At 42.3% G+C, this 13,973-nt stretch carries 10 protein-coding genes; all 10 read left to right on the top strand.

The annotated features are described in order from the left end of the window. Positions 1-55 precede the first annotated feature (55 nt). The 10 genes from AC570H_RS14565 to AC570H_RS14520 all read left to right on the top strand — a co-directional run bounded on the left by AC570H_RS14565 (position 56) and on the right by AC570H_RS14520 (position 13,967). On the top strand, positions 56-2,392 hold the full coding sequence (locus AC570H_RS14565) for a GAF domain-containing protein (RefSeq protein WP_497356046.1): 2,337 nt from the start codon (positions 56-58) through the stop codon (positions 2,390-2,392). Between the two features lie 476 nt (positions 2,393-2,868). After that, on the top strand, positions 2,869-4,578 hold the full coding sequence (locus AC570H_RS14560; protein WP_497356044.1) for a DUF885 family protein: 1,710 nt from the start codon (positions 2,869-2,871) through the stop codon (positions 4,576-4,578). Positions 4,579-4,816: 238 nt separating this feature from the next. After that, a complete protein-coding gene (locus AC570H_RS14555) occupies positions 4,817-6,145 on the top strand; it encodes a DUF6089 family protein (protein WP_497356042.1) in 1,329 nt (442 codons plus the stop codon). A 340-nt stretch (positions 6,146-6,485) separates the two neighbouring features. Beyond that, complete coding sequence (locus tag AC570H_RS14550; protein WP_497356040.1) at positions 6,486-6,944, top strand: MarR family winged helix-turn-helix transcriptional regulator; 459 nt, start codon at positions 6,486-6,488, stop codon at positions 6,942-6,944. Then, positions 6,925-9,330 carry a 3-hydroxyacyl-CoA dehydrogenase/enoyl-CoA hydratase family protein gene (locus AC570H_RS14545; RefSeq protein ID WP_497359157.1) on the top strand — a complete coding sequence of 802 codons (2,406 nt, stop codon included), beginning with the start codon at positions 6,925-6,927 and terminating at the stop codon, positions 9,328-9,330. The genes AC570H_RS14550 and AC570H_RS14545 overlap by 20 nt, the downstream gene beginning before the upstream one ends. A gap of 121 nt (positions 9,331-9,451) precedes the next feature. Next, entirely contained in the window at positions 9,452-9,802 is a 351-nt protein-coding gene (locus AC570H_RS14540) for a four helix bundle protein (RefSeq protein ID WP_497356038.1), read from the top strand. Between the two features lie 63 nt (positions 9,803-9,865). Beyond that, positions 9,866-11,041 (top strand): acetyl-CoA C-acyltransferase, encoded by a 1,176-nt coding sequence (locus AC570H_RS14535; protein WP_497356036.1) that lies wholly within the window; start codon positions 9,866-9,868, stop codon positions 11,039-11,041. Positions 11,042-11,082: 41 nt separating this feature from the next. Then, positions 11,083-11,433 carry a four helix bundle protein gene (locus AC570H_RS14530; protein WP_497356034.1) on the top strand — a complete coding sequence of 117 codons (351 nt, stop codon included), beginning with the start codon at positions 11,083-11,085 and terminating at the stop codon, positions 11,431-11,433. Positions 11,434-11,492: 59 nt separating this feature from the next. Then, the gene (locus tag AC570H_RS14525) at positions 11,493-13,283 is read left to right on the top strand and encodes an acyl-CoA dehydrogenase FadE (RefSeq protein WP_497356032.1); all 1,791 of its coding nucleotides are present in this window, start codon (positions 11,493-11,495) and stop codon (positions 13,281-13,283) included. 213 nt (positions 13,284-13,496) lie between these two features. Next, entirely contained in the window at positions 13,497-13,967 is a 471-nt protein-coding gene (locus AC570H_RS14520; RefSeq protein WP_497356030.1) for an FKBP-type peptidyl-prolyl cis-trans isomerase, read from the top strand. The last annotated feature ends 6 nt before the right edge of the window (positions 13,968-13,973 follow it).

Genomic DNA, 13,973 nt, shown 5'->3' with positions numbered 1-13,973 from the left:
TTGTTACAAATTTGCTAACCGATAGTCTAACTCAAAAGCTTTTGACACCTACAAAATGAAGAAGAGCGTATTAAATATTGCCCGAAACTACGCAGATCTGCCAGAAGTAGATTCGGCCATCTCTTTTGGGCCGTTTATCAAATACCTGCAACGAAAAATTGAAGAAGAAAAGACCGTAAAAGCGGCCATCTATATCAATGCCTTAAAAGAATTTAAAAAGCAAGGGGTTGATGACCAAGTAATAAAGCTCGAAAATATTGACCAGCACGAATTATTGCTGGAACATATCTATGCTTGCCTCTCTCCGGCACTTTTGGCAGAAGATCATCAGGCGTGGGGTCTTTGCGCGCCCATGCAGCCCATTACTTTTTATGGAACAGAGCTGATGTACGAATTGCTTGAGCAAGAAGAGAAGGACCAGAACAGCTTTGCAGGTTCAAAAACGGTGGAACAGCATCGGCGAGACCGCCTGCATTTCATCTATTCGTTTATCCTTAACGAGCTGTACACTTTTCATGCCCCATTAAAAGAAAAATACCACTCAGGCATTAAGGCAGATACCGCCTTGCCGGGCTATTTTCATATTGGTGTCAATACCAGTTTTATTGAGGTTAGCGCTAAAAAAGAATTGCCTGATTTGAGTTACCGCGAATTGCAGCAGTACTTGAGCGAAGAGGGTGGGCTGGAAAAAATGCAACAGGTTCTTCCGCTAGACCTTTTTGAGTTTAGGGGCATTGCTATCCTTACCATTACCGACGTTACCGCCAAGCAAGCGGTAGAAAACATCAAGAGCGTAAGATTGAGTCGCCTTCCAGGCAACGAAGGCGTAGCTTATACAGAGGTCATCCAGTCGCTTAAGATTTTAGTCCAAAATGCGAATATTCAGTTTGACCTTTTCCCTTTTGTAAGAGTGAACAATAAAATGGTTTATGGCTATGTGAAAGGTGGCAGTGGTTTGCTCTTCTCGGTTTGGGGCGAAGAAACTTTGAGCCCAGAAGCCTTTCAGCAGATCGCCGAAGGCTATGCCGCTAATCCCAATTCCTTTTACTCGCCAGATATCTGGGCCGAAAGCAGAGAGATGTTCCCTTGGCTGGAAAGGTTCAGGGAACTGAATGTCAAATCGATGGCGCTCCTTCCCGTGTTTCACAACCATGTATTGGTAGGAGTGCTGGGTATGCATACCTGGGTTGGCGAAACTTTCGACGAGAAAAAGATCACTTTACTGGAACCGGTATTGGCACCAATTGCCCAGCTGTTCCAGGTTTATATTGATGAATTCAATCTTGAGATCGAAAACATCATCAAAGAAAAATATACTTCTATCCAGCCGGCAGTGCAGTGGAAATTTAACGAAGCAGCCTGGCATCACCTTTACGATAAGAAAAAGAACCTGCCTTTACGTGCAGATAACATCAGTTTTACTGGTGTTTACCCTTTTTATGGCGCAATAGACATTAGAAACTCTACTATAGAGCGCAATGAGGCCAGCAAAGCAGATTTAAGTCTGCACCTGAGCATGCTCCGTGAAACTTTGGAGAAGCTCAGCAAAACCTATAGCGATGCCTTGCTGGTAGAAATTATATTTAACTGCAACAAGTGGAATGATGTTTTGCAGGGCGATGAACTGAATACCACCGAAGAGAACAGCCTCAATGTTTTTCTCAAGGAGGAAACCAGCGATTACCTGAGGCTCATTTCCCAATCGCATCCCCATACCCAAAAGGTGATCGATAAATACCTTGAACTGATTTCGGCACATCATGGCGAAGTTTACAAACACCGTCAGGCTTTGGAAACATCCATGCAGCTGATCAACACGGCCATTAACAATTATTTTGAAGTCGAACGTGAAAAATTGCAGGAGTCTTACCCTTGCTATTTCGAAAAGTTCAGGACAGATGGCGTGGAGTATGATATCTATATCGGCCAGTCTATTGCACCCGATCGGATTTTCAACCACTTCCACTTGAAAAACCTGCGCCTGTGGCAGCTTTCCTCAATGGCGGCCATAGCCAAAATGGTGCAGGAGCTCCAGCCTGAGATGCCCGTTAAGCTCGCTACCACGCAACTCATCTTTATCCACAACCATCCGATAGACATCAGTTTTAGGGTCGACGAGAGGAAGTTCGACGTAGAAGGCGCCTACAACATCAGGTACCAGATGATCAAGAAAAGGATCGATAAGGTACTCATCCGTAATTCGCAGGAGCGATTAACCCAGCCCGATAAATTGGCATTGATCTATTTCAACAAAAGAGACATAGACGATTACCTGCCATTCGTAAAATACCTGCAGGAAACTGGCGTATTGAAGTCCGAAACTGAAGACCTCGACCTGGAAGATTTGCAAGGATTAAGCGGCTTAAAGGCATTGCGCCTCACTGTTTTATAAGTTTCAGTTGTTGGTGCATCCAGTCAATAAATTGCCCGAACATTACAACAAGTTCCCAATTTGGCTTATAATATATCGCGGTTTCTTGAAAAGCAAAGACAGCATTTCATGGTTAGTCCTGCTTTCTGCTAAAGCTTTTCGCTTTGCTCAAAACTATCGCTGTCAATCAGGTTTGGGAGATAACAGGTTCTGCTGCTATGTGCTGTTGCACAGGCTTAGGTAGAATAGCCCAAATTGAAGCGGCATCCTTTTTTGCTGTTGGGCAAAAAAGATAGAGCTCAAAGTTGGACTTGCTTTAATTTGTAGCACAGACATTGCGCTTCAAAAAAAATAACTCTCATTGGCACTTTCGCTAGGAGCCAATGAAAGCTTGTTGGTGGAGCCGCAACAAACGAATAAGTTACAAGCGCTCCATGTAGCGAATACTTTGTGTTTTACTTATATTGCGTCAGCTAACCTAAAAACGCCCAACCGCTATGTGCAAACTATTTTCCCTGTTTTTGCTTTTAACAGCTGCCGTACAATTACAAGCCCAAACTAACGAAGCCAGCTTGGTAAGTCCGTTGATTAACCAATACCAATCAGACGAAACCATGCTGAACCGCAAATATACGCTCAAGCGATCGGAAGAATATTTTAAGAGAATGGCGCGTTTTTATACAGATTGGCATCAAAAATTAAAAGCATTGCCTTTTAACAAATTAACGGTAAACGAAAGGGTAGATTACATTTTGCTGAAACGTGATATCCGATCTGATTCGGCCAGTTTGCAACAAAACTATGCCGAGTTTAAAAGCAGCATCTTCACTTTGCCTTTTGCCAAAACGCTGTTGGATTTCGAGGCAAAGCGAAGAATTGGAAAACAGCAAGACGGTAAAGCCGTAGAGCAGCAGTTTACACAGTTGAAAGAAGACATCCAGAAAACCACAAAAGCTGTAGAAAACAAAGATTTGGCAGTTACACCAGTTCAGGCTTCTTGGGCGCAACAAAGCGTTAACCAATATTTAAGCGTATTTACCGAAGCCTATAAGTTTTACGATGGCTACGATCCGCAGTTTACCAAAGCCACCAAAGGGGTTTATCCCGAAGTAGTAGATGCCTTAAAGGCTTATGCTGCCGTGCTGGGCAAAATGGCCAAGCCATCAAATGCCAAAGACGATGGAAGTGGTATCATTGGCAATCCGATAGGCAGAACAGCTTTGCTCAGTAACCTGAAAGACGAAATGATTGCCTATACGCCTGAACAGATCGAGGCTATTGCCATGAGGGAATTTGCCTGGTGTGATGCAGAAATGCTCAAAGCTTCGCAACAGATGGGGTTTGGCAACGACTGGAAAAAAGCGCTAGAAAAGGTCAAAACCGATTATCCCGAATTGGGCAAGCAACCCGAACTGGTTTACGAATTGGCTAACGAAGCTATAGATTTTGTAGAAAAAAACAAGCTCATCACCATTCCGGCCATGGCCAAAGAAGGCTGGCGCATGCGGATGTTGAGCCCACAGGAACAACTATTTGCGCCGTTTTTCTTGGGTGGAGAGTCTGTATTGATTGCCTATCCAACAGAAGACATGAGCGAAGATGCCAAAATGATGACCCTACGTGGCAACAACAGGCATTTCTCAAGGGCGGTGGTTTTTCATGAGCTTATTCCAGGACATAACCTGCAGTACTTTATGCAGAGCCGTTACAAACCTTACCGCAGGGTTTTTGGTACGCCTTTCTGGACAGAGGGCTGGTCTTTGTACTGGGAAATGTTGCTTTGGGACCAGAACTTTCCAAAATCTCCAGAAGATAAAATCGGAATGCTTTTTTGGCGCATGCACCGTTGTGCGCGGATTATCTTTTCTATGAACTACCATTTGGGCAAATGGACACCTAAGCAATGCATCGACTTTTTGGTAGATCGCGTAGGCTTTGAACGGGCCAATGCCGAAGCCGAAGTGCGTCGCTCGTTTACGGGAGGCTACGGTCCGCTTTACCAGATTGGCTATATGCTAGGCGGTTTGCAATTCAGGGCATTACACAAAGAGCTGGTAGAAACTGGCAAGATGACTAATATCCAATTTCACGATCGTATATTGCATGAAAATAACATGCCTGTAGAAATGGTAAGAGCATTGCTCACCAATCAGCAACTGCCAGAAAATTTCAGTACCCAATGGAAGTTTGCAGGTGCCCTAAAATAGCCTTAAATAGAACATCGTTTCCATGAGTGCATTCGGGGTATAAATTCCGCTAAATGAAAATTTTGTATAGCAAAGTACACACTGGTTTTAACATTTTTTAACAATCTTCTATTTGGTTTTTTTAGATGTAACTATCTTTTATAGAGGTAATTGAAGCTTATTGTTGATTGTTTTCAATCTTTGGTACAGCTATTGACTAGTGTATGGAAACAAAAAAACGCTTATTAAAATCACAACTATGAAATCGAAACTTTTAAAATGTTTGCCAGTTGCATTAGCTGGTTTATTTATCGGTACGGTTGCACAGGCACAAGAGCCTGCAACTTCTTCGTCAACCTCATTTAGAACCTGGTCTATCGGTGTAAACGCTGGTGTACTTACTCCATTATCACCTTTGGGCGGCAAAAACGACTTTAGCAATAACAAGTCTGGATTTGGCTACGGTCTTTACATTAAAAAACAATTTACACCTTATTTCTCATTGCGCTTAGATGGGGTTAGAGGTAAATTGAAAGGCGATAATTCAGAGCCTTATGAAAGTGGTGTTGCAAACGGCAGTCCTGTAAGAGCATTCGATACCCAGTTGGAATATTCAGGTAGCTTAAATGCCGTAGTGAATATGTTCAATATCGACATGTTCAAAAAAGAAAATGCTTTACAATTGTATGCTTCAGTAGGTGCAGGTTTGGCTGGCTATAAACCAACTATTACTACAGCTTCTGGTACTTCATTGTATGCCGGTGACAAAACCATCAGCGAATTGATTATTCCTGTAGGTCTTGGTGCCAAGTTTAAGCTATCTGATGGCGTTAACCTTGATTTAGGTTGGACGATCAATTATGTAGATGGAGATAACTTGGATGGTTATTATGCGGGAAATAGTAACGATAAATACAATTATGGTTATGCCGGTTTAGAATTTGCCTTGGGCAAAGGAAAACAATTGGCTTTCCACAATCCGGTTGCAGCTACTTATGATGAAGCTGTTGCTGCAAAAAACACAGCTAACGCTTTAAAAGCTGATTTGGATGCGCAAAAAGGCGAAAATGCAAAATTGCGTTCAGAAATGAATGACTTGCTAAAAGACACCGATGGCGATGGAGTAGCTGATAAATTGGATAAATGCCCAGGCACTCCTGCAGGTACTGTAGTTGATGGTTCTGGTTGTCCAATCAAAATGCCAGCTCCTCAAGTAACAGAAAAAGTTATTGTTACAGAAGAAGATCGTAAAGTAGTAGCAGAGGCAATCAAAAACTTGGAATTCGATTTGGGCAAAGCCACAATCCGTTCTAAATCTTATGCTACCTTGAATAGAGTTGCGGCCCTATTGGTTCAGAAAAACTTTAGCTTGAAATTAGCTGGTCACACAGATAATACTGGTTCTGATGCATTAAACTTGCGTTTATCAAAAGACAGAGCCGAATCGGTTAAAGCTTACTTGGTATCTCAAGGAGCCAATGCCAGCAGAATTGAAGCTACTGGTTACGGAGAAGCACAACCAATTGCGACCAATAAAACAGCTGCGGGTCGTCAGCAAAACAGAAGGGTAGAATTTACCTTGTACTAAGACATCAATCTTTTAAAATAGAAAGCCTTTCCGAGCAATCGGGAAGGCTTTTTTTTTGCCCTTTTTGGGCTATTATGCCAGACACTGATCCGGCATCTAACATGCTGAACTCGCTTTGGGAAACCTATCTCTAGATAAGATCCCGGATCAAGTCCGGGATGACGACGGGAAGGAAATGGCTATGGACCAGTGACTAAAGCCTATGGATTAACCCATCTTCCATCTAAGCTCTTCCATTTTCCCGCTCTTCACCCCAAAGTCATTTCCAAAAAATATTTTAATATTCTACTTGCATCCTAAACTTTAATAGTTTAAATTTGTTATGCAAGCATAGTAATTAATGAAGCAACAGGAAACAGTAGATTATTTTTTAAAGGTAGTTTGGCAGAACATATCCAACACCTATAACCAAATTGCCTCAGGCTTTGGTATTACGCAGGCCATCGGTTATGTGTTGATCAATATAGAGGCCGAGGGTACTGCAGTATCTGCATTGGCAGGCCTGTTGGGCGTAAAAGCAACCAGTTTATCGCGAATGCTCAATAACATGGAAGAGCTTGGCCTAATTTACAGAGAAATAGCGGCCGGCGACAAACGTTCGGTCAAAGTTTTTTTAACGCCTTTTGGTGTAGAAAAAAGAAAGCTCGCCCGAAACGTAGTGGTTTCCTTCAACGAATACCTGAATGAAAAGCTTAACGCAAAAGAAAAAGAACAACTGATTGCAACGCTCATTAAAGTTAACCAATTAACCTTGGCTTATTCGCCCGCAAAAGATCATGATGAACAAAACAATAAATAAGGTAGCCGTTCTGGGCTCTGGCATTATGGGTTCACGTATTGCCTGTCACTTCGCCAATATTGGCGTAGAGGTATTGCTGTTAGATATTGCTCCAAAAGAATTAAATGCCGAAGAGCAGGCTAAAGGTTTGGCCTTAAGCCATCCGGCAGTTAAAAACCGCATTGTAAATACGGCATTGCAAACAGCGGTAAAAACCAATCCTTCGCCAATTTATTCGCAAAGCGTATTGCAGAAAATCAGTACGGGCAACTTTGAAGACGATATGTCGAAAATTGCCAATTACGATTGGATAATCGAGGTGGTAGTCGAAAATTTAGACATCAAGAAAAAAGTTTTCGAACAGGTAGAGCAATTTCGCAAACCAGGCACTTTAATTACCTCAAACACTTCGGGTATTCCGATCCATTTAATGGCTGAGGGCAGAAGCGATGATTTCAAGGCTAATTTCTGTGGCACGCACTTCTTTAACCCGCCACGATACTTAAGGTTGCTTGAAATTATTCCTACCCCTCATACCAAGCCAGAACTGGTAGACTTCCTGTTGCAATATGGCGATAAGTTTTTGGGTAAAACCACGGTACTCTGCAAAGATACACCGGCATTTATTGCCAATAGGGTTGGCGTTTATTCAATTATGGCCTTGTTGCACCTGGTAGAGAAAATGGATCTTACTGTAGAAGAAGTGGATAAATTTACTGGTCCGGCCTTAGGCAGGCCAAAATCTGCTACTTTCCGTACCACCGATGTAGTAGGCTTGGATACGATGATCAAAGTGGCCAAAGGCTTGTACGACAATTGTCCCGAAGATAAGGCTCATGATTTGTTTCAATTGCCAGGCTACGTAAAGAAAATGGAAGAAAACAACTGGTTGGGCGATAAAACCAAACAGGGTTTCTACAAAAAGACAAAATCTGCCGAAGGCAAAACCGAAATATTGGCGCTCGATTTAAAAACGTTGGAATATCGTCCGCAGGAAAAAGTAAAATCTGCGACTTTAGACCTCACCAAAAGCATCGAGAATGTAAAAGACCGCATGAAGGTTTTTGCAGCTGGAAAAGATAAAGCAGGCGAATTGTTCAGGGCTTCTTTCTTCGGCTTGTTCGAGTATGTGTCTGATCGTATTCCAGAAATTTCTGATGAACTGTACCGTATAGACGATGCCATGCGTGCCGGCTTTGGTTGGGATTTGGGACCTTTCGAGGTTTGGGATGCTGTAGGTGTTGCCGACGCGATTGAGGGCATGAAGAAATACGGACATCAGCCTGCTGCTTGGGTGAGTGAAATGTTGGGCGCTGGCCATACTTCGTTTTATAAAGTAGAAGACGGAATTAAAAAATATTACGATATCCCATCAAAAAGCTATAAAGAAATTCCAGGCACGGCCGATTTTATCATTTTGGACAACCTTAGGGCTAATAAAGTGATTTGGAAAAATGCCGGAGCTTCGATCATCGATTTGGGAGATGGTATTCTTAACGTAGAATTCCATTCGAAGATGAATACCATTGGTGGCGATACGCTGTCGGCGATTAACAAGGCGATTGACATGGCCGAAAAAGATTATCGTGGCGTAGTGATCGGCAACGATGGCGCTAATTTCTCGGCTGGTGCCAACGTAGGAATGATTTTTATGATGGCGGTAGAACAGGAATGGGAAGAGCTGAACATGGCTATCCGTTTATTCCAAAACACCTCTATGCGCATCCGTTATTCATCAATTCCGGTGGTGGTAGCGCCTCATAACCTGACCTTGGGCGGCGGTTGCGAGTTTAGTTTGCATGCCGATTATGTACAGCTCAATGCCGAAACCTATATGGGTTTGGTAGAGTTTGGCGTAGGTGTAATCCCAGGCGGTGGCGGTACCAAAGAATTTGCCTTAAGGGCTTCTGACGAGTATCATGCCGATCAGATCGTTCAAAATACCTTAAAAGATCGCTTCTTGACTATTGGGATGGCAAAAGTATCTACCTCGGCAGTAGAAGCGGCAGAACTTGGCTATTTGCAAAAAGGAAAATATGGCATCAGCATGAACAGAAGTCGTTTGATAGCCGATGCAAAAGCAAAAGCAATAGAATTGGCCGATGCGGGATACACTAAACCAGTACAGCGAAAAGACATTAAAGTGCTGGGCAAACAAGGCTTGGGAATTGTGTATGCCGGAGCCAACAGCATGTTCGCTGGCCATTATATTTCAGAACATGATAAAAAGATTTCAGAAAAACTGGGATGGGTAATGTGTGGCGGAGATCTTTCATCGCCAACAGAAGTAACCGAGCAATACCTGTTGGATTTGGAACGTGAAGCTTTCTTATCGCTCTGTAGCGAAAGAAAAACCTTAGAAAGAATCCAGTCTATCGTAACTAAAGGGAAGCCGTTGAGGAATTAGGGTTGGAGTATCGAGATTTGAGTATCAAGTATCAAGATGCAAATCCCGAAAATAAAGTAATATGTAAAATGAAGCCTGTACAAGTATCCCCACTTGATGCTCGGTATAGCTACTAATTAATATGCATAATTTCAAAGATTTAAAAGTTTGGCAAAAATCCATTGACCTTGCAGTTGATATTTATGAAGCTTCAGCTTCTTTGCCAAGCGATGAGAGATTTGGTTTGATTGCTCAAATGAAAAGATGTTCAATTTCAATTCCTTCGAATATTGCTGAAGGGAGTGGAAGAGGAAGTAATGCCCAATTTAAGTACTTTTTGAATATAGGACAAGGTTCTGCATTTGAATTGGAAACGCAGATTATTATCTCCCAAAGATTGAAATTGTTAGAAGACGAATTGTCAATCGAATTGGTAGAAAAGGTTTCGGAAGTTCAAAAAATGATCTATTCCTTAGAAAGAAAACTAACATGAAATTAAAATAAGCGATTGTCCGGCATCTTGATACTTGATACTCGCTACTAGATACTATAAAAAATGGAAGCATACATTATTGCAGGACTTAGAACAGCCGTAGGGAAAGCCCCTAGAGGCGTATTCCGTTTTACGAGAGCTGATGATTTGGCAGCCGATGTAATCAGGTCGTTGGTGGCCTCTGTTCCTAATTTGGATAAGGCAGAAATAGACGATGTAATTGTTGGCAATGCAACGCCAGAAGCGGAGCAAGGGTTAAATGTTGCCCGTATGATCAGCTTAATGGGCCTGGATACAGATAAAGTACCTGGGGTAACCGTTAACCGCTATTGTGCATCTGGATTGGAAACCATAGCTACGGCCGTGGCCAAAATCAAAGCGGGTATGGCCGATTGCATTGTGGCCGGTGGCGTGGAAGTAATGTCGGGGATGCCTTTTGGTGGCTGGAAACTGGTGCCAAATGCTACGGTTGCCAGAAATAACCCAGACTGGTATTGGGGAATGGGGCTAACGGCCGAAGCTGTAGCCAAAGAATACCAGGTGAGTCGCGAAGACCAGGACGAGTTTTCTTTTAACTCTCACCGCAAAGCTGTTGAGGCAATTAAAAATGGCCACCTTAAAGACGGCGTCTTGCCTATTACGGTAAACGAAAACTATTTAGATGCGAACCTGAAAAAACAGACCCGGTCTTATGTAGTTGACACAGACGAGGGACCGCGTGCAGATACAACTATAGAACGTTTGGCCAAGCTGAAGCCTGTTTTTGCGGCTGATGGTTGCATTACTGCAGGTAACTCTTCGCAAACTTCAGATGGAGCCGCTTTTGTATTGGTGGTTTCAGAAAAGAAAATGAAAGAATTAGGCGCGACCCCTATTGCCCGTTTGGTAAGCTACGGAATTGCCGGAGTACCACCTCGTATCATGGGCATCGGACCGATTGAAGCTATTCCGAAAGCCTTGAAACAAGCAGGAATGAAACAAGATGAGATCGATTTGATCGAGCTGAACGAAGCTTTTGCCTCGCAATCATTGGCTGTAATCAGAACATTGGGATTGGATCCGCAAAAGATAAATGTAAATGGCGGTGCAATTGCCTTGGGCCATCCACTTGGCTGTACAGGCGCAAAATTGTCTGTACAACTATTTAATGAACTGAAAAGGCAGAACAAAAAATACGGCATGGTTACCATGTGCGTAGGTACTGGTCAAGGCGCTGCTGGGATTTTTGAATTGCTTTAAAGAACAATGATAAAAGAACCAGGAATAAAGATTAAAGCAGGATGCATAATTTTAGGCAATTACAGATATGGAATGAAGCAATGAGAGCAGTTAAAGAAACATATATGGTTCTGAATGATTTTCCTGCAACAGAAAAATTTGGATTGATTGCTCAAATATCCAGATGCTCTGTATCTATTCCATCTAATATTGCCGAAGGTTCATCGAGATCCTCAAATAAAGAATTTGCACATTTTCTTTCAATCGCTTTGGGTTCATCATTTGAATTAGAAACTCAATTATTGTTATCGATTGAATTAAATTTTATTAAAGAAAAATCAGCTGAACAGTTGATAAAAGATGTGGTTCAGCTTCAGAAGAAAATAACAGCATTTAAAAAGACATTATTATAAAATATTGATTTCGGAGCTGGTCATTGTTCTTTGCTCCTTTATCCTTAATCCAAATTAAAATGGAAACTACAGAAAACAAAACAATAAAAGGTGGCGAATTCCTAATTAAAGAAACCCAATATCAGGATGTATTTATCCCTGAAGAATTTGATGAAGAGCAACAGATGATTGCACAAACCTGTCGTGATTTTTTGGCGGCCGAGGTGAATCCAATATTAGATAGGATTGATAGCCAGGAAGAAGGGCTGATGCCATCGTTGATGGACAAGGCTGGTGAACTAGGTATCTTGGGCGTATCTATTCCTGAAGAGTATGGCGGTTTCGGAAAAAACTTCAATACCTCTATGTTGGTAGCAGATGTTTGCGGTGCAGGCCATTCTTTTGCCGTGGCTTTGTCGGCCCATACCGGCATTGGCACTTTGCCAATCCTTTATTATGGCAATGAAGCCCAAAAGGCCAAATATATCCCTAAATTGGGTACTGGTGAGTGGAAAGCTTCTTATTGTTTAACCGAGCCCAACTCTGGTTCTGATGCCAATTCTGGTAAAACCAAAGCTAAATTATCGGCCGATGGCAAGCATTACATCATCAATGGTCAGAAAATGTGGATCACCAATGGTGGTTTTGCGGATATTTTCATAGTCTTTGCCAAGATAGACGACGATAGAAACCTGACTGCATTTATTGTGGAGAAGGAATTTGGAGGCATCACCATGAATCCGGAAGAACATAAAATGGGTATCAAGGGTTCTTCAACCCGTCAGGTGTTTTTTAACGATTGCCCTGTACCTGTAGAGAACATGCTTTCTGAAAGAGAGAACGGTTTTAAGATTGCAGTAAACATCTTGAATATCGGTCGAATTAAATTGGCGGCTGCGGCAATTGGAGGCTCGAAGGAGGTAGTTAGCCAGGCGGTTAATTATTCGAATGAACGGATCCAGTTTGATAGGCCGATTTCTAAATATGGTGCCATCCGATACAAATTGGCCGAAATGGCTACCAAAATCTATGCAGTAGAATCGGCAAATTATAGGGCTGGCCAAAATATTGACGATGCCTACGATGCCTTGATTGCTACAGGAATGGACGCCGGAAAAGCCAAATTGAAATCGACAGAGCAATTTGCAGTAGAGTGCGCCATTTTAAAAGTATGGGGATCGGAAGTATTGGATTATGTAACCGATGAGGGCGTTCAGATTTATGGCGGAATGGGCTTTTCAGCCGATGCGCCTATGGACAGGTCTTATCGCGATGCCCGTATCAACCGTATTTTCGAAGGCACCAATGAAATCAATCGCCTGTTAACCGTTGATATGATGCTAAAAAGGGCGATGAAAGGTGAGCTAGACCTCATGACTCCCGCCACAGCCGTAGCCAACGAGCTCATGTCTATCCCTGATTTTGGCGAAGAAGATACGACCTTGTTTGCTGCAGAAAAGAAAATCATCCAGAACCTGAAAAAAGCCACCCTAATGGTTGCCGGTGCTGCGGTACAAAAGCTGATGATGAGCCTCTCTAAAGAACAGGAGATTTTGATGAATATCGCTGATATGGCAAGTTATGTGTACGTAGCAGAATCAGCGATGCTCAGAACCGAAAAACTCGTAAGCCTTAAGGGAGAAGAAGCTTGTAAGGGACAATTGGATATGATGCGCATTTATTTTGTGGAAGCTGTTGACGGCGTACAAAAAGCCGGCAAAGAGGCACTTTGGGCATTTGCCGAGGGCGATGAACTGCGCATGATGTTGGTAGGTTTGCGCAGGTTTACCAAAATGGAGCCTTTTAACGTAAAACAAGCCCGTCAGAATGTTGCCTTGCAAATTATCGAGGCTAATAAATACTGTTTTTAAGGTTGAAGGAAATAAAGCAAAAAAGGTTTAGGGTTTGAAATCCTAAACCTTTTTTGCTTAAAATGATTGCTATTTACGCCTTGCGCCATCAATTTCCCTTCACCTTTCTGCTTTTGCCTTATACCTTCGGCATTCCCTCCTTTAGCCTTTATGAAGTGTTAAAATTGGTTAAAAATTGTGCCGTAGGCAATAAAAGCTTACTTTTGTACAATTATGTTTAAAACCAGGTTATTTTTAGGTTTCTTTTTGATAGTAGGAGCCTTTGCATCTTGTAAAAAAGACAGTTATGATGCAGAGAAACAAGCGGAGATAGATGATGGCCTGATTGTAGATTTTATAGCTAAAAACAGTATTGTTGCCGTAAAGCACAGTTCAGGAATATACTACCAAATCATTACACCGGGAAGTGGAGATGTTGCCATTGGTGCATCGTCAACAGTAGTGGTGAATTATGAAGGAAGACTGCTGAACGGAACTGTTTTCGATAAATCATCAGCTGCTACAAGCTTTGTGTTGGGTAATTTGATCCAAGGTTGGCAAATCGGCATTCCATTGATCCAAAAAGGTGGCAGAATCAGGTTGATTGTTCCATCTGGACTAGCTTACAAAAACCAATCGCCTAGCTCAGCTATCCCCGAAAATTCGGTTTTAGACTTTACCATCGATTTAATCAGCGCAAAATAAAATATG

The organism is Pedobacter sp. B4419, from assembly GCF_059693725.1.
The sequence above is the reverse complement of the archived record's forward strand: the minus strand, read 5'-3'. Positions and strand labels throughout refer to the sequence as shown.